At 64.7% G+C, this 18,777-nt stretch carries 19 protein-coding genes and 1 tRNA gene; 8 read left to right on the top strand and 12 right to left on the bottom strand.

Going from position 1 to position 18,777, the window contains the following annotated elements; genetic code table 11:
• Positions 1 to 32: 32 nt before the first annotated feature.
• On the bottom strand, positions 33 to 1,019 hold the full coding sequence (locus ACYVGE_RS06930; protein ID WP_460728341.1) for a zinc-dependent alcohol dehydrogenase family protein: 987 nt from the start codon (positions 1,017 to 1,019) through the stop codon (positions 33 to 35).
• Positions 1,020 to 1,076: 57 nt separating this feature from the next.
• Positions 1,077 to 2,558, bottom strand: a complete 1,482-nt coding sequence (locus ACYVGE_RS06925) for an MFS transporter (protein WP_460728339.1) — start codon at positions 2,556 to 2,558, stop codon at positions 1,077 to 1,079.
• A gap of 103 nt (positions 2,559 to 2,661) precedes the next feature.
• On the opposite strand from ACYVGE_RS06925, the gene ACYVGE_RS06920 reads away from it, so the two are divergent.
• The 3 genes from ACYVGE_RS06920 to ACYVGE_RS06910 all read left to right on the top strand — a co-directional run bounded on the left by ACYVGE_RS06920 (position 2,662) and on the right by ACYVGE_RS06910 (position 4,881).
• A complete protein-coding gene (locus tag ACYVGE_RS06920; RefSeq protein WP_460728337.1) occupies positions 2,662 to 3,048 on the top strand; it encodes a MarR family winged helix-turn-helix transcriptional regulator in 387 nt (128 codons plus the stop codon).
• Between the two features lie 754 nt (positions 3,049 to 3,802).
• Positions 3,803 to 4,033 carry a hypothetical protein gene (locus ACYVGE_RS06915; protein ID WP_460728335.1) on the top strand — a complete coding sequence of 77 codons (231 nt, stop codon included), beginning with the start codon at positions 3,803 to 3,805 and terminating at the stop codon, positions 4,031 to 4,033.
• A gap of 386 nt (positions 4,034 to 4,419) precedes the next feature.
• The gene (locus tag ACYVGE_RS06910) at positions 4,420 to 4,881 is read left to right on the top strand and encodes a phage terminase small subunit P27 family (protein WP_460728333.1); all 462 of its coding nucleotides are present in this window, start codon (positions 4,420 to 4,422) and stop codon (positions 4,879 to 4,881) included.
• Between the two features lie 373 nt (positions 4,882 to 5,254).
• Here the strand turns inward: ACYVGE_RS06910 and ACYVGE_RS06905 are convergent, their stop codons facing one another.
• From ACYVGE_RS06905 to ACYVGE_RS06890, 4 genes are all read right to left on the bottom strand, one after another.
• Positions 5,255 to 5,485 carry a hypothetical protein gene (locus tag ACYVGE_RS06905; protein ID WP_460728332.1) on the bottom strand — a complete coding sequence of 77 codons (231 nt, stop codon included), beginning with the start codon at positions 5,483 to 5,485 and terminating at the stop codon, positions 5,255 to 5,257.
• A gap of 18 nt (positions 5,486 to 5,503) precedes the next feature.
• A complete protein-coding gene (locus ACYVGE_RS06900) occupies positions 5,504 to 5,986 on the bottom strand; it encodes a type II toxin-antitoxin system VapC family toxin (RefSeq protein WP_460728330.1) in 483 nt (160 codons plus the stop codon).
• 14 nt (positions 5,987 to 6,000) lie between these two features.
• Entirely contained in the window at positions 6,001 to 6,777 is a 777-nt protein-coding gene (locus ACYVGE_RS06895; protein ID WP_460728328.1) for a hypothetical protein, read from the bottom strand.
• 163 nt (positions 6,778 to 6,940) lie between these two features.
• A tRNA-Pro gene (locus ACYVGE_RS06890) sits at positions 6,941 to 7,017 on the bottom strand.
• Positions 7,018 to 7,192: 175 nt separating this feature from the next.
• Between ACYVGE_RS06890 and hisS the strand changes: the two genes are divergently transcribed.
• The 4 genes from hisS (at position 7,193) to ACYVGE_RS06870 (ending at position 12,783) form a co-directional block, all read left to right on the top strand.
• Positions 7,193 to 8,611 carry a histidine--tRNA ligase gene (gene hisS / locus ACYVGE_RS06885; RefSeq protein WP_460728326.1) on the top strand — a complete coding sequence of 473 codons (1,419 nt, stop codon included), beginning with the start codon at positions 7,193 to 7,195 and terminating at the stop codon, positions 8,609 to 8,611.
• Positions 8,608 to 10,494: an HAL/PAL/TAL family ammonia-lyase gene (locus ACYVGE_RS06880; protein ID WP_460728324.1), complete on the top strand. Its 1,887-nt coding sequence runs from the start codon at positions 8,608 to 8,610 to the stop codon at positions 10,492 to 10,494. Before hisS ends, ACYVGE_RS06880 begins: the two co-directional genes overlap by 4 nt.
• A 107-nt stretch (positions 10,495 to 10,601) precedes the next feature.
• On the top strand, positions 10,602 to 12,197 hold the full coding sequence (locus ACYVGE_RS06875) for a calcineurin-like phosphoesterase C-terminal domain-containing protein (protein WP_460728322.1): 1,596 nt from the start codon (positions 10,602 to 10,604) through the stop codon (positions 12,195 to 12,197).
• A gap of 1 nt (position 12,198) precedes the next feature.
• Entirely contained in the window at positions 12,199 to 12,783 is a 585-nt protein-coding gene (locus tag ACYVGE_RS06870) for a YdeI/OmpD-associated family protein (protein WP_460728320.1), read from the top strand.
• A 19-nt stretch (positions 12,784 to 12,802) separates the two neighbouring features.
• On the opposite strand, the gene mtnC is transcribed toward ACYVGE_RS06870, so the two are convergent.
• From mtnC to ACYVGE_RS06850, 4 genes are all read right to left on the bottom strand, one after another.
• Complete coding sequence (mtnC, locus tag ACYVGE_RS06865) at positions 12,803 to 13,504, bottom strand: acireductone synthase (RefSeq protein ID WP_460728318.1); 702 nt, start codon at positions 13,502 to 13,504, stop codon at positions 12,803 to 12,805.
• A 108-nt stretch (positions 13,505 to 13,612) separates the two neighbouring features.
• On the bottom strand, positions 13,613 to 14,170 hold the full coding sequence (locus ACYVGE_RS06860; protein ID WP_460728316.1) for a 1,2-dihydroxy-3-keto-5-methylthiopentene dioxygenase: 558 nt from the start codon (positions 14,168 to 14,170) through the stop codon (positions 13,613 to 13,615).
• Positions 14,171 to 14,235: 65 nt separating this feature from the next.
• Positions 14,236 to 14,874, bottom strand: a complete 639-nt coding sequence (locus ACYVGE_RS06855; RefSeq protein ID WP_460728314.1) for a methylthioribulose 1-phosphate dehydratase — start codon at positions 14,872 to 14,874, stop codon at positions 14,236 to 14,238.
• 99 nt (positions 14,875 to 14,973) lie between these two features.
• Entirely contained in the window at positions 14,974 to 16,491 is a 1,518-nt protein-coding gene (locus ACYVGE_RS06850; protein ID WP_460728312.1) for an amino acid permease, read from the bottom strand.
• A gap of 150 nt (positions 16,492 to 16,641) precedes the next feature.
• Between ACYVGE_RS06850 and ACYVGE_RS06845 the strand changes: the two genes are divergently transcribed.
• A complete protein-coding gene (locus ACYVGE_RS06845) occupies positions 16,642 to 17,244 on the top strand; it encodes an NUDIX hydrolase (RefSeq protein WP_460728310.1) in 603 nt (200 codons plus the stop codon).
• Positions 17,245 to 17,340: 96 nt separating this feature from the next.
• Here the strand turns inward: ACYVGE_RS06845 and yeiP are convergent, their stop codons facing one another.
• Entirely contained in the window at positions 17,341 to 17,907 is a 567-nt protein-coding gene (gene yeiP / locus ACYVGE_RS06840) for an elongation factor P-like protein YeiP (protein ID WP_310053017.1), read from the bottom strand.
• 71 nt (positions 17,908 to 17,978) lie between these two features.
• A complete protein-coding gene (locus ACYVGE_RS06835; RefSeq protein WP_460728307.1) occupies positions 17,979 to 18,749 on the bottom strand; it encodes an SDR family NAD(P)-dependent oxidoreductase in 771 nt (256 codons plus the stop codon).
• Positions 18,750 to 18,777 lie beyond the last annotated feature (28 nt).

Here is an 18,777-nt window from a genome sequence, read left to right as displayed (position 1 = left end):
GTCAAACTGGCCGTGCGGGAAGGTGTGTCGGGTCAGCGGGGGACGGTCACGACGATCTTGCCGACCTGGGATCCGGACTCGAGACGACGGTGGGCCCCGACGATGTCCTCCAACAGGAAGACGGAGTCGATAACCGGTCGCAGGGTCTTGCGGGCAAGGCCATCAATGACCCAGTCGACGGCGACCTTGCGGCGTTCCATGTCGGTGGTGAGATCCCAGAGCTTGTAGCCGCGGATGGTCAGGCTCTTGTTGATCAGCCCCATCACCGGCACCGTCGTGGCTTCGCTGCTCAGCACACCGTAGAGGATCACGATCGCGCCGGGCGCGGCGGCGCCAATCAAGCCCGCCAGAGCAGGTCCGCCCACGGGGTCGAAGATGACTCGCGCGCCGCGACCGCCGGTGAGCTCGTTCACGCGAGTGGCCACGTCTTCCTCGCCCATGACGACCACTGCCTCGGCGCCTTCGTCCAGCAACCGCTGGCGCTTGGCGCTGGTGCGGGTCAGCGCTACGGGCCGGGCCCCCACGCTGCGGGCCACCTGGATCGCGGCCAGCCCGACGCTGCTGGAGGCGGCCGGGATGAGCACCGCGTCACCGGCCTTCAGGCCCGCGGTCTCGATGAGGGCGCCGTAGGCGGTCAGGTACTGCCCCCACAGGGCCGCAGCTTGCTCCCAGGACAGTGAGTCGGGGTGCCTGGTCACCGCGGTGGCGGGCGCGATGGCCAGCTCGCCGTGGATGGGGTAAGCGGTGGGACTGAAGCAGGGGATCATGCTGACGGCATCGCCGACGGTGAAACCTTCGACGTCCGGGCCGATGGCGTCGACCTCACCGGAGGCCTCCCATCCGATACCGGAAGGAAGCGCCACGCTGCGGTTGTTGCGGAGCATGGCATCCCCTCGGTTCAGCCCGAGAGCCCTGGTGCGGACGCGGATCTCGCCCTGTCCGGGTTCGCGGACCTCGATGTCGTCCAGGGTCAGGACCTCGGGGCCGCCGGTGGCGTGAAATCGGACGATCTTGCTCATATGAGTGGTCTTGCCTTTCAAGTCTGTGGAAGGAAGCGACAGCCCAGCGGTCGGCCGTCACAAGGTGATTTCGGGCACCTTGTCGAGCTCCTGTTGGTCTGCGCTCTTGTCCGTCTGCGCAGTTGCCCGGCCGCGCCCCAGCGTTCCGGACAGGGCGGCGAGCAGGCCGATGGCCGCAAGCACGGTGACGGTGGTCATGGCGGGGGTGAAACTGGCGAGCAGGGCGTCGGGCCCGCTCTTGCCTTCGTTTCCCGCGGTGAGGACCGCGGTGACGATGGCGAGGCCGATCGCGCCACCGATCTGCATGGAGGTGTTCAGCAGGCCGCCGGCCAGGCCTTGTTCGTGGTCAGGGATTCCAGAGGTGCCGTCGATCTGGAAGGACGCGAACGCCAGTGTCATGCCGATGCTGAGCAGGAGCATGCTGGGCAGCACACCCACGGCGTAGGGGTGGTCCCGGCCGATGGCCAAGAAGAGCGCGTAGGCGGCCACGTGTGTGCTGACGCCGGCGATGATGCTGCGCGAGGTGCCGAATCGTGCGATCAGGTGCGGAATGCGCGGCGCGGCGAGAGTGACAATGGCGGCAGCGGGAAGGAAGCCGAGCGCGCTCTGCAGCGCCGACCACCCCAGCACTTGCTGGAAGTACAGCGTCACCACGAACTGGTAGCCGACGTAGGCGCCGAAGAACACCGACAGGCCCACGTTGGCACGCACCAGGGAGCCGGAGCGCAGGATGCCCAGACGGATCAGCGGCTGCGCGCCGCGGAGTTCGATGGCCACGAAAGCGGCCAGCAGTGCGGCTGCGAGCCCGAACTGCACCAGCGTGCTCGCCGTGGTCCACCCCTTCTGCGGCGCTTCGACCACGACGTAGACGAGCAGCAGCATTCCGGAGACCAGGGTGAGTGCGCCGGGCAGGTCGTAGCTGCCGACGGTGCGCGGGCCGTCCTTGGGCAGGACGCGGATGGCCGCTGCCAGGGCGATCAGCGCCACGGGCACCGGCAGGAGGAATGTCCAGCGCCAGCCGAGCTCAGTCAGTACACCGGACAGCACCAGGCCGCTTGAGAAGCCGCTGGCACCCATGAGCGTATAGATCCCGATCGCCTTGTTGCGGGCCGGTCCCTCGGCGAACGTAGTCGTGATGATGGACAGCGCCGCGGGTAGGGTGAACGCTGCGGACACGCCCTTCAGGAAACGGGCGACGATCAGAAGGTTCCCGTCATCGACCAGGCCGCCGACCAGTGAGGTCAGGGCGAAGACGGCGACCGCCACCAAGAAGACACGGCGGCGGCCGAGGATATCGGCGGCGCGTCCGCCCAGCAGCAGAAAGCCGCCGTAGCCGAGGACATAACCGCTGACGATCCATTGCAGTGCGCTTGTGGACAGTCCGAGGTTGGCCTGGATTGACGGCAGGGCGACACCCACCATGTTCACGTCCAGCGCGTCGAGGAACCCGACGATCGAGACGGTGAGCAGGATCGCCCACAGGCGTGCGTTCCATTTGGGCGCGGAGGTGGGCTGGGGCGATGGTGCGGGAGGATTCATGCCGATACAGGCTGGCATGCACGCGCATTAAATGCAAAGGCATAAAATGTTTTCACATATAATTCTTGCGCATTAAATGTCGTTGCATGCTATGCTCGCCAGCATGGATGCAGGCGACGAGGGGCAACTGATCAAGGAGTGGCACGATCTCGTGGCCCGGCATGCTGTGGTGCACCAGACCTTGGAGCGCGACTTGCAGGTCCGGCACGGCATCGGCGTCAGCGAGTTCGAAGTTCTCGAAGCCCTTGCCTCCCGTGAGAACGTCCAGTGCCGCGCCCAGGACCTCACCAACGTCGTGCACCTCAGCCAGAGCGCCGCAAGCCGGCTGATCGCCCGAATGGAACGCGACGGCCTCGTCGAGCGCGTCATGTGCGGATCCGACCGCCGCGGCGTCCTCGCCGTCCTCACCGACAAGGGCCGCAAGCTTCACCTGTCGGCCCAACCCACGCACCGCTCCGTACTCGCCAGAACTCTTCGAGAGACAAGTTGACGGCCGTCCAGGTCTAGGAGTGTCCTGAAGATCTTGAAATTGGGCCACTGATCAGTGGCGGTCAGATGATCACCCTGGGTCGGTCTGGGCGATCAATCTCGGTGGACGCAAAAAGATTCCGCCGGGTAGTTGACGGGAATTGTTTGGGCACATCCATTGCCGGTACACCCGCCGCGCCACGATGCGGCATAACGCAAGGGTGTAGCAATGGCACGATCAATAGAACCGCTGAAGCTTAGTCTTCAGCACATCGCCGAATCGACCGGCGAGAGCATCCCGACCATCCTACGCAGCAATCGCGGCCGGCCACTTGGAAACGTTCCTTGTTGGTCGCCGTCGCTTTGCACGTCCCGCTGCCGTGCGGGCATGGGTTGACCATCTGGAGGCCCAGAGCAAGGCCGGCCGTCCTGTGGTCTACCGGCCCCGTAGTGGCGAAGTTGGCAGGGGAGGTGCCCAAGATGAACGCGCCTGACTCCCACCACCTGCGGGCGCAGCTGACCGACATCGGCGACTGGCTCTCCGCGGCCCTGAGTGACCTCGCGCGAGATCCTGAGCCCTTCCGGTGCGAGGTCATGACAATCCAGCTTGAGGGCGTGCGCCGGCACGTCCTGAGGCTTGCTGAGGCCATTTCCGCGGAGCGAGGCCATGGGCAATGAGCCCGGCAATCGCATTTCCGAGAAAAAACGCGCGCGCTTCACGGGCCGCGGCAAGGGGCCACCGTTCCTGTCGATGTATCACCGGGTCACGGACTCTGATGAATTCGGCCGGCTGTCCGGGAACGCCACGCGGGTGGCGCAGCCAAGGTACGGTTGCAGGCGCGAAGCGCGAACTTCTGGACGCCGGCTGGATCATCGAAACCCGGAAGGGCGGGAAGCACCTCTGCAGCCTGTACGCAATCTCGTGGTATCCGGTCGACGAAAGCGGCAAGCACATGGAGCCGGCGACAACGACCGCGCCCGATCTATGGAAAAAACCCAATCGCTAGTCGCTATGCGGAGCAATGTAGTCGCTATGCGGAGCAATTGGTCAATGAATTGCTACGCATGGCGACCACGGTAGTCGCTATGCGTAGCAGTCGGGCTGTTTTCCGCGCCTCAATTGGTCGCTATGTGCACACCCTTCTAGATATCTACCAAGCAGGGCGGGCTTTCGGTGCTTGGGCTTCCGCATCACCGGACGCGAGCAGGGCGCTTCCTGTGAGCGCCTGGGAGGGGGCGGGCGAAAAGTTCATGCAGGAGTCACCACGACACGCGCCCCTAGCCGATTTATCGCAGTCGCGAAATTGGAAAAAGGGGGTGTTCCGAGTCGAACGCCCAGCGTCCATTTAAGCGCGCAGCGGCGCGTTAACCCATCACTTAGGAGGAAATCACCATGCGAGGCCGCAAACCCAAGCCCACGCACCTGAAACTGCTCAACGGCAACCCCGGCCGCCGGCCAATCAACCGCGCTGAGCCCTTGCCCAAGGGCGACCTACACGAAGCGCCGGAGTGGCTGTCCGATTCGCAGAGGGCCGGCTGGGCGTATGCCATTGCGAGCGCGCCCGCCGCCTTACTGAAGCGGATCGATCGCGCGCTGCTAACCATATGGGTCGTTGCCGAAGACCTACACCGCGAGGCGTCCGAGGCGATCAATGCCAATGGCGCCATCATCACCACACGCAATGGCGAGCGCGCGCAAAACCCTTACATGGCGGTGATGAACCGGCAGGTTCCGGTGATGCTGAAGGCGGCGAGCGAGCTGGGTTTTACCCCGGCGTCACGCTCTCGCATCCAACTGCCTGACGGCGACGGAAAGAAGCCCGGAGGTCCTTTCGCGCAATTCAAGCCCGATTAGCGCGCGCTGGAGGAGCACGATAAATGAACAGCTTTAGTCATCGTCGGGCACCCGCCCCGCGCTTCGCGGGCGAGCGAATCAAATCTCTGAGCAAAGATCAAATCCCAAGCCCGGTAGGGCTCGCGACGGCGATTGGGTGCTAGCGACCTACTACGGAACGGCCCGCGCGCATTCCCTCTGCAACTGCAGCCTCCGACGTGTCAAAGGTGTTGTCATGATCCTTGATGGTGGGAAGCCACTTGCCATTAGGGGTTTGAATTTCAACCGTATATGTCCACGCATGAGGGCCGAGATAACGTGAGTTGGACACGATCAAATAACCGTTGTAGTTCTCTTGATCGCTAGTGCTTGGCGGAATCATTCGTTTTCCTTGTTAATGTCCGGCCGCTTCCATGGAGTCGATTAGCTCTTCCCATTTGCGCTTACATTCTTCGGCGGTCTCATGCAGCATGTGCTCAATGTGACCGTAAGACATGTAGATCTTGAATGAGTGCCAATCCCTTGTCTTGCCGTCTCTCGGGTCGGTGGCTTGAACCGTTCCTTCAACCCATTCCACGGTCGCGATCTGCGCAAGGTTGAATTGCTTGTTTTGGACGATGAACACGCTGCCTCCTTGGTGGACTTAACTAGCGACGGACGAGAACAGCCCAGGCGCTCCCGGGCTGACGAGCCTTCCAGCATCAAACCCGTCCTTGGTCAATACGGGATAGCAGTCAATATGGCCGCCGTTCCTCAGGCGATCCAAGTACTTTCCCAGAGTGCTTCCGTCTTCCGTCAGGATCGTGACCGTTCGAGTCCGCTTTGCTTGTGCCATGAGCTTTACGTCAGCCGCCAGGCATAGCCGGTCGTCGCCGTTGGCTCTCGGAGACAGCACTTCACCCAAGCGGGCCGCTTCCTGTCCGTCATCGAAGTTGAAAGGCACGACGCGGAAGTTGTGGAGCCCAAGGGGACTCACTGGCATCTTGCGCTCGAACTCGGCCACGACAAGCGACGATAGGAGCATCGGGATTTGCAACCGGATTGCTTCGCGAAAATATGCCTTAGCGGTTTCGTGATGCGCTCGCTTTGGATCGGCATAGGCGATAAGGAAACTCGTATCGAGCATTACAGGGCGTGCCGTCACTCCTTACCCCCTCGAATCTTCCTGACCCAATCAGCCGCATCCCCAACGTCTTTCCATGCGGCCTGGCCGGCTTCAATGAGCTTTTGGTACTCGTCTTCATCGATGCGCGGATCGTAGCTTGCAAAGCTAATGAACCGGGCGTTCCGCATTTCGCCGGTCACCAGGTCTTCTTCAAGTTCGACGCGCATCACCACGGCGTGATAGACCGGGTTTAGCTCTTGTTCGCGCACTTGTTCGCGCGTCGCGTCGATCTTCAGTGCGGACCCGTCTTCCAACCGCAAGTGGATGTTGGCTGCAGTTGCGCCGCCAAAGTCTTCAACGATGCCAACCAAGTACCGTTCTACATGCACCCAGTTTGATTCAATTTCTCGGGTAAAAAAGGTATTAGCGTTGATCGCTACAACGTTGACGTTGGTGGAGTCTGCGATGCGAAAGGTGCGGGTGGGGCGCTTCAAGGCATCGATACGCCACTTTTCGGCGACCGATGCACGTTTTGCGTCAACGCCGTCTAGACGGCCCTTGGACAGTTTCTCAATGTCGCCCCAGATGGCTAGTCCTTCGGGTAGTGGCTCGTGCGATTGGAGGGCAAACGAACCCTCGACTACCGAGACCAGCAAGTCCGATGTGTCAACTTCTTTGTCGTCGCCACGGATGAAGGTAGCGACATCCTTGACAAATTCTTTCAGCAGCCCAAGGGGCACCGTCTCCGGGGTCACGTTATGACCTTCGGCCCGGTCGGACACAGAGAACAGAAGCTTCCGTTGCTTTGCCATGAGGAACCAGCCTAGCCGCCACTAAGCGGCTGAACAATAGAGGGCTCATAGGGATACGCCGCGCCCGTCTAGCAGGTTGCGACCGTAGTCCTGCCGCTGCTGGCATATTGCTGGCACGAAAAAACCGCCCTGAGGCGGTTTCGTCGTAAAACCTTTGTTTTATTGGTCGGGGAGACAGGATTTGAACCTGCGACTTCTACGTCCCGAACGTAGCGCTCTACCAGGCTGAGCTACACCCCGACGGCAGAGCCCGGCATTCTAAAGGCGGCTCTCACTTCGGGCAAGAGGTCAGATGCCATGAAGCGGGAAACAGGGCCCTGCGGCCCACCGCCAGTTAAACTGTGACGCCGCGCTTCAGCGCCGGACCTGCCTTGTCGAGCCCCGATTTCCGGGACCACAGATACTGGAGCACCGTTTGATCAAGCCGCGTACCCCGCCCGGGGTCATGGAGCTGCTGCCTCCTGACCAGATCGCCTTCCAGCGCATGCTGGACGTGATCCGCCGCAACTACGAACGTTTCGGCTTCCTGCCGGTGGAAACGCCGGTGATGGAGCTTTCCGATGTCCTCCTGACCAAGACCGGTGGCGAGACCGAGCGGCAGGTGTATTTCGTGCAGTCCACGGGCGCGCTGGGCAAGGCGACGGAAGGCGGGCAGGGCGAAGGCCTGCCTGAACGCGCCATGCCGGAGCTGGCGATGCGCTTCGACCTGACCGTACCGCTGGCGCGCTATGTCGCCGAACACGAGCACGATCTCGCGTTCCCGTTCCGCCGCTACCAGATGCAGCGCGTGTACCGCGGCGAGCGCGCCCAGCGTGGCCGCTTCCGCGAGTTCTACCAGTGCGACATCGACGTGATCGGCAAGGATTCGCTGAGCGTGCGTTTCGATGCCGAGATCCCCGCCGTCATCCATTCGGTGTTTTCCGAACTGGACATCGGCGCCTTCACTATCCAGATGAACAACCGCAAGCTGATGCGCGGTTTCTTCGAGGCGCAGGGCGTCGCCGATGGCGAACTGCAGGCGCTGGTGCTGCGCGAGGTCGACAAGCTCGACAAGCGCGGCGAGGAGCACGTGCGCGCGACGTTGGCGGGCGAAGGATTCAACCTCCCGGCCGAGGCCATCGACCGCATCATGGCCTTCGTGAAGGTGCGTTCCGCCTCGCACGCCGACGCGCTGGCGCAGCTGGATGCGCTGGGCGATGGCAACGACGCGCTGCGCGAAGGCGTCACCGAACTGCGCGAGGTGCTGGAGCTGGTGCGCGCCATGGGCGTGCCGGAATCGAACTACGCGCTCAATTTCTCCATCGCGCGTGGCCTCGACTACTACACGGGCACGGTTTACGAAACCACGCTGGACGACTATCCGCAGATCGGTTCGATCTGCTCGGGTGGACGTTACGAGAATCTCGCCAGCCACTACACAAAGTCGAAGTTGCCGGGCGTCGGCATTTCGATCGGCCTGACGCGCCTGTTCTGGCAGTTGCGCGAAGCGGGCCTGCTGGGTAGTGCCACCGACAGCACCGTGCAGGCGCTGGTGACCCAGATGGACCCCAAGCACCTGCCGCATTGCCTGGCGGTCGCCAACGACCTGCGCCGCGCCGGTTTCAACACCGAAGTGGTCATGGAGCCGGGCAAGCTGGCCAAACAGTTCAAGTACGCCGACCGCGCCGGCATCCGCTTCGTGATCGTGCTGGGCGAGGATGAAATCGCCAACGGCACGGTGACGGTGAAGGACCTGCGCCGCGAAGACCAGTTCACCATCACCCGCCACGAACTCGTGAGCGCCTTGCGCGTGGAACTCGCGCAGGCCGAGGTATTGCAGGGGACGCACGCATGAAACCGATCCGCCTCGATGGACGCTCGCTCACGCGTGCGCAACTGGTTGCGGTCGCGCATGGCGCGGCCGTGGAGCTGGCTGTTGATCAACTGCCCGCCGTACAGCGTGCGGCCGACTTCCTTGCCGAACAGGCCCGCCGCGAAGAACCGATCTACGGCGTGAACACCGGCTTCGGCAGCAATGCCGACAAGCTGCTGGGGGCGCATCGCCTGCGCGACCAGCTGCCGGGGGCGCAGCCGGAAGCGGAGACGCTGCACGAGGAACTGCAGCGCAACCTGATCGTCACCCATGCCGTATGCGTGGGCGAGCCATTCGCGCCGGAAGTGGTGCGGGCGATGTTGTGCATCCGCATCAACACCCTGATGCGCGGGCACTCGGGCATCCGCGTGGAAATCCTGCAGGCGCTGACCGCGTTGCTCAATGCCGGCGTGGTGCCGGTGGTGCCGCAGTTGGGTTCGGTGGGCGCCAGTGGCGACCTCGCGCCGCTGTCGCACCTGGCGATCGTGCTCCTCGGCGGTGGCGAGGCGTTCTTCCAGGGCGAACGGCTACCCGGTGGCGAAGCGCTGGTGCGCGCCGGATTGCAGCCGGTGAAGCTGTCCTACAAGGAAGGCCTCGCGCTCAACAACGGTACGGCGCAGATGCTCGCGACCGGCGTGCTCGCGCTGGCCCAACTGGAGGCACTGGTCGAAACCGCGGATCTCGCCGCGGCGATGACGATCGACGCCTTCGCCGGTCGCCTCGGTGCGTTTGCCGAAGAAGTGCACGCGCTGCGTCCGCATCCGGGCCAGGTCGAAACCGCCACCAACCTGCGCCGCCTGCTGGAAGGTTCGACGCTCAGCGATATCGCCTACCACCTGGTGCCACGGTTCCGTCAGTGGCAGCCGGAAAGCTGGGATACGCCAACGGCGCAGCAGCTGCGTTTCGACATCGGCTGGGATTGGGTGCCGTTCTCCCAGCGCCACGGCCGCGAGAAGTTCTACCAGCGCTTCCGTCCGTTCCGCGGCGGCAAGAAACACCAGCCGCAGGACAGCTACTCGCTGCGCTGCATCCCCCAGGTGCATGGCGCGGTGCGCGATGCGTTGGCGCAGGCCGCGCGCGTGCTCGACATCGAGCTCAACGCGCTCACCGACAATCCCATCGTGTTCCCCGACGCCAAGGCCGAACACGTCGAGCAGCAGGTGATCTCCGCCGGCCATTTCCATGGCATGCCGTTGGCACTGTCGATGAGCTACGTGAAGGCCGCGATTCCGGTGCTGGCGAGCATTTCCGAGCGCCGCCTCAACAAGCTCGTCGACAGCGCCACCAACGACGGCTTGCCGGGCTTCCTGATCGGTAACGAGGACGGCACCGAGTCCGGCTTCATGATCGTGCAATACACGGCCGCGGCGATCGTCAACGATCTCGCCAGCCGCGCGATGCCGGCATCGGTCTACTCGATTCCGACCAGCGCGAATGCCGAGGACCACGTGTCGATGGGCGCCAACGAGGCGCGCCATGTGCTGGCGATGGCGGACGACCTCGGCAAGGTGCTTGCGCTCGAGCTTTACACGGCCGCGCAGGCGCTGGACCTGCGCCGCGACATGATCAACGCGGCCCGTTCGCTGGCGTCGCGGGCAAATGCCGAAGGGCTGGCCGCCAAGATCCAGGGCGGTCCTCCCGCCGGTACCAGCGAGCGCACCGATTTCCTGGACGAAGTCGAAGCGCTGCGCGTCGAACTGGCGGAGTCCGAACCCTTCCACCCGGGCAATGCGGTTGCCCGCGCGCATGCGGCGATCCGCGAGCGCATTCCGTTCCTGGCGCGCGATCGCGCACTCGACGGTGAAGTCGCCATCGCCGTGCGACTGGTCAAGGAAGGCGTGGTGCTGGCCGCGGCACGCGGCTGACAACCCCAAGGCCTGAGGGGCATGCCCCTCAGGCCGCGAGTGTCCTAACCAACCAACTTGCGCAATACCGCCCGGCTCGGATAATCGCAGCGACCTTGGAGGGCCGCATGCGATCCGTTTTCTTCCTGCTCTTCTCGCTTGTCGCCGTTCCGGCCTGGGCCGATCCCGTTGTTTGCAACGCCGGTGTCGTCTTCGCGGACAGCAACGGGAACGGGAACCGCGATGCCGGTGAGCCAGGCTTGAAGGACATCAAGGTGTCCGATGGCGTGCAGATAGCCGTCACCGCCGGTGATGGCCGTTACTCGTTGCCCGCGGTCGAGGGGCGCACGGTGTTCGTCATCAAGCCGGCCGGCTACCGTTTTCCGTCCCGCGCCGACGGCATGCCGGACTTCTGGCGCCACCTGCGCACGCACGCAGGTCCATCGCTCAAATACGGCGGCATTCCCCCGCAACCGGCGGCATGCCATGACTTCGCTCTGGTACCCCAGGCGCGCGACAAGGACGAGGCCCTGGACGTGCTGGTCTTTTCCGATCCGCAGACCAAGTCGCTGGTCGACGTGGGTTACTACGAGAAAGACGTGATCGCTTCCGTGCTTGGCGGGCAGGCGCATGCGTCGGCCGATGTCGGCATCAGCCTGGGCGACATCGCCCACGACGATCTCGCCCTGTATCCGGCGCTCAATCGCGCCACCGCGAAGCTGGGCGTGCCGTGGCTGCACGTGGCGGGAAACCATGACCTCGACTTCGATGCGCCTCGCGACGAGGACTCGCTGCTGACATTCCGCAATACCTACGGGCCGGATACGTTCGCGTGGGAGGAGCCACAGGCGGTGTTCATCGGGCTCGACGACGTCGTCTACCGGCCTAAGCCGGCGGGCAACTACATCGGCGGGCTGCGCGGGGAGCAGTTCGCGTTCCTTGCCAGTTACCTGGCGACCGTTCCCAGGGACAGGCTGGTGGTGATCGGGGTGCACATCCCTTTCTTCGATGCGGTCGCGGGTAAGGAGACGTTTCGCCATGCGGATCGCGAGCGCCTGTTCGCATTGCTGAAGGACTTCCCGCACGTGTTGCTGCTCAGTGGCCACAGCCATGCCCAGCACCATGTCTTCCATGGCGCGTCCACCGGTTGGCACGGGCCGGCGCCGTTGCATGAGTACAACGTCGGCGCCGCCTGCGGTGCGTTCTGGTCGGGGGTGAAGGATGCGCAGGGCATTCCCGACACCACCATGGCCGATGGCACGCCCAACGGGTTTGCGACGCTGCGGATCGCGGCGGACCGCTCCTACCAGCTGGCCTGGCATCCGGCGCGGAACGTGGATGCGCAGATCGCGTTGCACACTCCGAAGGTGCTGCGCCACGGCGCCTGGCCAGGCACCGGCGTCTACGCGAACGTATTCATGGGCCGCGACGACACGCGGGTGGAATTCCGCATCGACGACGGCGAATGGAAGCCGATGCAGCGCGTCGAGCAGCCGGATCCGCGCGTTGTCGAGGAAAACATGCGCGACGACGATGCCACGGAGCTGCGTGGATACGATCGCCTTCCGGAAGCGTCCGCCTCCATGCATCTCTGGCGTGCCGCACTGCCCACGCATCTGCAAACCGGCATCCATCGTGTCCGGGTTCGCGCCTTCGGCGTTTCTCCGGGGCATGAAACCGACGAAGCCGAGGGGTCATACCGGCTGGTCGATGGAGTGGAATGAGATGGCCGTGAAGCAGGCAGCGGAATTGCCGATCAGACGGTTCCCGACATCGGCCGCATGGGAGAAATGGCTGGCGGCCCACGGCGACGCGCCCGGTGTCTGGGTGCAGATCGCGAAGAAGGACAGCGGCGAAACCAGTGTCAGCCAGAACGATGCGATCGAAGGCGCGCTGTGCCACGGCTGGATCGACGGCCAGAAACGCGCCCTGGACGCGAAGTTCTTCATGCTCCGTTTCACCCCGCGCCGGCCGCGCAGCGTCTGGTCGAAGATCAATATCGCCAAGGCCGAGCAGCTGATCGCATCCGGACGCATGCAGGCGGCGGGATTGCGCGAAGTCGAGGCCGCGAGGGCCGATGGCCGCTGGGATGCGGCCTACGAAGGCTCCAGTCGCATGGATGTGCCGAAGGAGCTGGCCGATGCACTGGCGACGAGCGCCAAGGCCCGCCGGTTCTTCGAGCAACTGGACCGCACCAACCGCTATTCGTTCTGCTGGCGCGTACAGACCGCGAAGAAGCCCGCGACGCGCTTGGCGAGGGCGGAGAAATTCGTCGCGATGATGGAGCGCGGGGAAAAGATCCACGCCTGACGGCGCGGCAGCGGCGAAGTCAGGGAGACAGCGCCACGTCGGCGAAGGATTCCACGCGGGCATGGCCGTGCGTGGCGTCGCCCGTACGCGGCTGCGGGTAGTCCTGGCGACGATCGATCAGCACGGTGGCCAAGCCGGCTTCGCGGGCCGCGTCGAGTTCTTCCACGACATCGGACAGGAACAGGATGTCCGCTGGTGGCATGCCGATCGATCCGGCGATGTGGCGGTAGCTGGCGGCTTCGCGCTTGCCGCCGACTTCGGTATCGAACCAGCCGGAGAACAGCGGCGTCAGGTCGCCCGCGTCGCTGTGGCCAAAGAACAGGCGCTGCGCAGGCACGCTGCCGGACGAGTACACGTACAACGGCAGGCCGGCTTCCTTCCATGCGTTCAATGCCGGTGCCGCATCAGGATAGATATGCGCGGTGAAGTCGGCACCGCGGTAGCCATCGGCCCATACCATGCCCTGCAACGCCTTCAGTGCGGTGTGCTTGCGGTCCTCGTCGATCCAGCCCTGCAGCACCTCGACGATCATGCGGTCGTCGCACATGCCGCCGTTCTCGGTGGCCACCATGTCGAGCCAGCGGCGCACGCCGGGCTCCTTGCCGCGCGCGGCGACGAACGCCGGCAGTGCGCGGCGCGCGTAAGGAAACAGCACGTCCTTGACGAAGGAGATGCTGCTGGTGGTGCCTTCGATGTCGGTGAGGATGGCGCGGATGGGCATGGGTTGTTGCTCTTTGCTCTTGCTCGTCATCCCGGCGTAAGCCGGGATCCAGTTTGCGGCTGCTGTCGCCGCGGAAGTCAGTGGCTGCAGCGTTCGCCGGAATGACGGTTACCCGGCGGCGCCCCGCTCGTAGCGCGGAAATCGCTGCGCAATATCCGTCCCGGTGAAGTGACCGACCCAGCCATCCGGTTCGGTGAAGAAGCGGATCGCGACGAAGCTCGGTTCCGGCCCCATGTCGAACCAGTGCAGGGCGCTGTCGGGCACGGAGATCAGGTCGCCCTGTTCGCAGGTGATCTCGTAGACCTTGTCGCCCACGTGCAGGGTGAACAGGCCCGAGCCGGCGACGAAGAAACGTACCTCGTCTTCCTTGTGGAAATGCTCGTCGAGGAATTTCGCGCGCATCGCGTCCTTCTGCGGGTTGTCCGGCGCGATGCTCACCACGTCCACGGTCTTGAACCCGCGCTCGGCGATGAGGCGGTCGATGTCGCTGCGATAGGCGTCGAGGATGACGTCCGGGGCGTCGCCCGGCGCGATGGGCGCGCCGGCCGTCCATTGTTCGAACCCGACATCGATCCGCGCCAGTTCGCGCGCCATCTCGGCCTGATCGCGGGTCGTCAGCTGCGGGTCGCGGGGATTGTCTTCGGCAAAAATTCGCAGGCGGCTCATGTGCGGGTTCCGTGGCGGGTATCGAGCGGCTGTAGGTGGTAGCGCCCAGGCGCTGGCAAAACGCCTCAGGAGCGCAGGCGGCGCAGGTCCAGCACGCAGCCCAGCAGGAATTCGAAGGCTTCCAGGTGCCGGCGCGCCTCGTCCATGTCGCGGCCCCAGGCATACAGGCCATGGCCATCGATCAGATAGCCCCATAGCGGTTGGCGGTCGAGGAGGGCATCGACCTGGGCGGCCAGCGTGTGCATGTCCTGGGTGTTGGGGAACACGGGCACGTCGATTTCCACGTCGTGCGTGGTGTTGCCGGTGAAAGCCTTGAGCAGTTCGTAGCCCGCCAGGTGGACGTGTCCCGCACCCGCGTACAGGCGCGAGGCGACGGTCTGGTTATGGGAGTGCGTGTGCAGCACGCAGCCGATGTCCGGGAATCGCTTGTACAACTGCGTGTGCAGCAGGGTTTCGGCCGAGGACTTCTGGTCGGTGGCCACGGGTCGGCCATCGAGGTCGACGACCATGATGTCGGCTTCCGTCAGCTTGCCCTTGTCGCGGCCGGAGACGGTGATCGCCACGTGCTGTGCGTCGAGCCGCCGCGAGAAGTTGCTGCTGGTGGCCGGGGTCCAGCCGCGTGCGGACAGTTCGCGCACGTTGACGATGATCTCGGCGGCGCAACGTGCCAGGCGGTCGGGGTCGTAGGGCAGGGGGGAAGTCATGCGCAAATTGTACCAATCCGACTCCTGCTCCCGGCCCACGCTCCCATAACGGAAAAGCCCGGCGGTAGCCGGGCTTTTCCTGGAGCGGTGCGTCGGGTGTTACGGGCCCGTGCTGGGGCCTTCGTGCACCAGCGGATCGGGCGGCAGCTTTTCGGTGATGCCGTGCAGCAGGTGTTCGTTACCCGGCGCCAGATGGCTGCGGCGGCGGGCGAACAGGAAGTACACGAGCAGGCCTACCACCGCCCAGAAGCAGAAGAACTTGATGGTCGGGTTCCAGCCCAGGCTGAAGAACAGCAGGACGCAGCCGGCCATGGCCAGCGGGCCAACCACCCAGACGAACGGAGTGCGGAACGGACGGGCACGGCCCGGTTCGGTGATGCGCAGGACCATGACGCCGGCGGCGACCATGAAGAACGCGAACAGCGTGCCGGCGTTGGAGATGTCAGCCAGCGCGCCGACCGGGAACAGTGCGGCGAAGAAGGCGACGAAGATGCCGGTGATCCAGGTCACCACGTACGGGGTGTGGAACTTCGGGTGCACGCGCGACAGCGCTTCGGGCATCAGGCCGTCACGCGACATGGTGAACAGGATGCGGGTCTGGCCGAACATCATCATCAGCACCACCGAGGGCAGCGCGATGATCGCCGCGCCGGCGACCAGGTCGCCGACCTTCGGCCAGCCGATGTTGCGAAGCACGAAGGCCAGCGGCTCCTTGCTCATCGACAGCGGACCGCCCGGCTGCGCGCCCATCGAGCCGACCGCGGTGTAGGCGACCAGCAGATAGAACACGGTGCAGATCGCCAGCGAGCCGATCAGGCCGATGGGGATGTTGCGGTTCGGGTTCTTCGTCTCTTCAGCGGCGGTGGAGACGGCGTCGAAACCGACATAGGCGAAGAAGATCGAAGCGGCGGCACCCAGTACGCCCACGCCGGACAGTGGCGTGCCCCAGCCGTTGGGCAGCATCGGCTTGAAGTTGACGGCCTCGACCGAGGGGAAGGCCAGCATGACGAAGGCGGTCAGGGCGGCGATCTTGATCATCACCAGCACGGCCGTGACCTTGGCCGACTTCGACGTGCCGATCGCCAGCAGCCAGGTCACCAGCAGTGCCAGCAGGAAGGCGATCAGGTTGAAGCTGCCCGTGGTGGTGGTGCCGTCGGGCAGGGTGATCGTGTCGAAAGGACCGGCGGTCAGCGCCACGGGCAAGCCCATGTGATGGACCTGCAGGAAGCCGTTGGCGTAGCCCGACCACCCGACGGAAACCGCGCCGGCCGCAACCGCGTATTCGAGGATCAGGGCCCAGCCGACCATCCAGGCGATCAGTTCGCCCAGCACGGCATAGGAATAGGTGTAGGCGGAGCCGGAGACCGGCACCATCGCCGCGATCTCGGAGTAGATCAGGGCCGTCAGCGCGCAGACGATGCCCGCGATGATGAACGAGTACATCATGCCGGGACCGGCCTTGTTGGCCGCCACGGCGGTCAGCACGAAGATGCCCGTGCCGATGACCGCACCGATGCCGAGCATCGTCAGGTCGAATGCGCCGAGCTGGCGCGTCAGCGCGCGCTTGCCGGCTGTTTCCAGAATCAGGTCCAGCGGTTTCCTGCGTTGAAACAGCATTACTTTCTCCCCCAAGAGCGGATTGACCAGACACACGGTTTCCCGCATGGGGCGGTACGTGAGCCGGCCGCAACATACCCTGCTGCGGTGCAGGGGCACAAGGCAGGATCGTCAGGGGCGATAATCGGGGCTCCCACGACCGAAAAACCCATGAACGAATCCACGGTTTCCGCCGCCGCCGCCGTCCCTTGCGCAATTGACGCATTGCATCATGCGCTGCGGGATTACGCGCGGCGATGGCCGGCGGAGGCCGCGGTCGTGGATTTGTTTGGCGGTTTGCTCGATGAACTGGGCCATGCTGGACCGGGTCATGCCGACCCGTTTACCCGTGACCGGCTGGCGGGCCACTTCACCGCCTCCTCGTGGCTGGTCGACGGCTCTGGCAGGCGCGTGCTGCTGACCCACCACCGCAAGCTCGATCGCTGGCTGCAGTTGGGTGGGCACGCAGATGGCGACCGCGAGCTTGCGCGCGTGGCGCTGCGTGAGGCCGAGGAGGAATCGGGTCTGACTGGCCTGTCCGTCGAGGACGCGATTTTCGATCTCGATCGCCACTGGATCCCCGAACGGAGCGACGTGCCCGGGCATTGGCATTACGACGTGCGTTACGTGGTGCGCGCCGGCGCGAACGAGGACTACGTGGTCAGCGACGAATCACACGACCTGGCGTGGCGCGATATCGCAGCGATCGTGGACGACGCAGGCGCGGACGCGTCGATGCGGCGCATGGCGGAGAAGTGGTTGTCGCGGAGCTGACTGGACCGAACCGGCCGGAGCTGAAGCCGGAGCCGGAAACGAGAAGGGCCAGGCGTTTCCGCCTGGCCCCTGCCGCTTCCGCGACGATGCGGATGATCAGTCGGCGCGACCAGCGAACTCGCCGGTCGTGGTGTTCACCAGGACCTTTTCGCCTGTGCCGATGTATTCGGGAACCATGATCTCGATGCCGGTGGAGAGCTTCGCCGGCTTGGGGCGCTTGGTGGCCGTGCCGCCCTTGAGTTCCGGCGGCGTTTCCATGACTTCGATCGCCACGTTCTGCGGCAGCTGCAGCGCGACCGGCTGGTCGTCGATGATCTGCACGTAGCAGCCGGCCAGGTCGTCGACGATGTAGCCCGCGCCGTCGCCGATCACGTCCGCGTCGAGCGTGTAGGGCGTGTAGTCCTCGTCATCGAGGAACACGAAGGCATCGCCGTCCTTGTACGAGAACGTCGCCTGGCGGCGGCTCAGTTCGACTTCCTTGAGTTCGTCTTCGGCGCCCATGCTCACGTCGAGCTTCGTGCCGCCCGGCACGCTGTACATCGTGAATCGATACTTCACGTTGCCGCCGCGGCCCTGGGGCGAGCTGCGTTCGATGTCGCGCACCTGGTAGACACCGTTGTTGTGCTCGACCACGTTACCTTTCTTGACGTCGTAGGCTTTCATGTCTTCTTGTAGTTCGGATTGGTGATTCGGATATTCGTCAGGGCAGGCCGGGACGACCCGCATGGAACGCCTTACTTCGGCTGCAACCGCGTCGCGCCGTCCAGGCGGATGGTTTCGCCGTTGAGGTAGCGGTTGCCGATGATGTAGGCGACCAGGTCGGCGAATTCCTCGGGACGGCCCAGGCGCGACGGGAACGGAATGGTCGCGGCCAGCGACTGCTGCACCGATTCGGGCATGCCGTCGACCATCGGCGTCCAGAACACGCCCGGCGCGACCGTCATCACGCGGATGCCGAAGCGGGACAGTTCACGCGCCATCGGCAGGGTCATGCCCACGACGCCGCCCTTGCTGGCCGAATACGCGGCCTGGCCGATCTGGCCTTCATACGCCGCCACGGAAGCGGTGTTGACGATCACGCCACGCTCGCCGTCCTCGCCCGCTTCATTGTTCTGCATGACCGCCGCGGCGGCCTTGGCGACGTTGAAGCTGCCGACCAGGTTGACCATCACCGTGGCCTGGAACGTCGACAGCGGCATCGGGCCGTCCTTGCCGAGCATGCGACCGGCGCCGAGGATGCCGGCGCAGTTGATCGCGGCATTGAGGCCGCCGAGGAATTCCCGGGCCGCGTCGACGTTGGCGGTGACGCCGGCTTCGTTGCTCACGTCCGTCTTGAAGTAGCGCGCGTTGGCCGCGCCCAGCTCGGCGACGGCGGCCGCGCCCTTGTCGTCGTTCACATCGAACAGCGCGACCTTGCCGCCGTTGGCGACCAGGTGCTTCGCGACGGCCAGGCCGAGGCCAGAGACGCCGCCGGTGACGATGGCGCGGACGGTATTGAGCTGCATGGGAGGGTCCTGAAGGCGGAAAGCGGCA

The organism is Lysobacter rhizosphaerae, assembly GCF_054779795.1.
The sequence above is the reverse complement of the archived record's forward strand: the minus strand, read 5'-3'. Positions and strand labels throughout refer to the sequence as shown.

Excerpts from the sequence above, each read along its gene's own strand:
- ACYVGE_RS06895 (WP_460728328.1), bottom strand. The coding sequence starts at position 6,777 with ATGGCAAAGCAACGGAAGCTTCTGTTCTCTGTGTCCGACCGGGCCGAA.
- ACYVGE_RS06860 (WP_460728316.1), bottom strand. The coding sequence starts at position 14,170 with ATGAGCCGCCTGCGAATTTTTGCCGAAGACAATCCCCGCGACCCGCAG.
- yeiP (WP_310053017.1), bottom strand. The coding sequence starts at position 17,907 with ATGAAAGCCTACGACGTCAAGAAAGGTAACGTGGTCGAGCACAACAAC.
- mtnC (WP_460728318.1), bottom strand. The coding sequence starts at position 13,504 with ATGCCCATCCGCGCCATCCTCACCGACATCGAAGGCACCACCAGCAGC.
- ACYVGE_RS06880 (WP_460728324.1), top strand. The coding sequence starts at position 8,608 with ATGAAACCGATCCGCCTCGATGGACGCTCGCTCACGCGTGCGCAACTG.
- ACYVGE_RS06910 (WP_460728333.1), top strand. The coding sequence starts at position 4,420 with ATGCGAGGCCGCAAACCCAAGCCCACGCACCTGAAACTGCTCAACGGC.
- ACYVGE_RS06870 (WP_460728320.1), top strand. The coding sequence starts at position 12,199 with ATGGCCGTGAAGCAGGCAGCGGAATTGCCGATCAGACGGTTCCCGACA.
- ACYVGE_RS06930 (WP_460728341.1), bottom strand. The coding sequence starts at position 1,019 with ATGAGCAAGATCGTCCGATTTCACGCCACCGGCGGCCCCGAGGTCCTG.
- ACYVGE_RS06875 (WP_460728322.1), top strand. The coding sequence starts at position 10,602 with ATGCGATCCGTTTTCTTCCTGCTCTTCTCGCTTGTCGCCGTTCCGGCC.
- ACYVGE_RS06835 (WP_460728307.1), bottom strand. The coding sequence starts at position 18,749 with ATGCAGCTCAATACCGTCCGCGCCATCGTCACCGGCGGCGTCTCTGGC.
- ACYVGE_RS06900 (WP_460728330.1), bottom strand. The coding sequence starts at position 5,986 with ATGCTCGATACGAGTTTCCTTATCGCCTATGCCGATCCAAAGCGAGCG.
- ACYVGE_RS06855 (WP_460728314.1), bottom strand. The coding sequence starts at position 14,874 with ATGACTTCCCCCCTGCCCTACGACCCCGACCGCCTGGCACGTTGCGCC.
- ACYVGE_RS06925 (WP_460728339.1), bottom strand. The coding sequence starts at position 2,558 with ATGAATCCTCCCGCACCATCGCCCCAGCCCACCTCCGCGCCCAAATGG.
- ACYVGE_RS06850 (WP_460728312.1), bottom strand. The coding sequence starts at position 16,491 with ATGCTGTTTCAACGCAGGAAACCGCTGGACCTGATTCTGGAAACAGCC.
- ACYVGE_RS06915 (WP_460728335.1), top strand. The coding sequence starts at position 3,803 with ATGAATTCGGCCGGCTGTCCGGGAACGCCACGCGGGTGGCGCAGCCAA.
- ACYVGE_RS06920 (WP_460728337.1), top strand. The coding sequence starts at position 2,662 with ATGGATGCAGGCGACGAGGGGCAACTGATCAAGGAGTGGCACGATCTC.
- ACYVGE_RS06845 (WP_460728310.1), top strand. The coding sequence starts at position 16,642 with ATGAACGAATCCACGGTTTCCGCCGCCGCCGCCGTCCCTTGCGCAATT.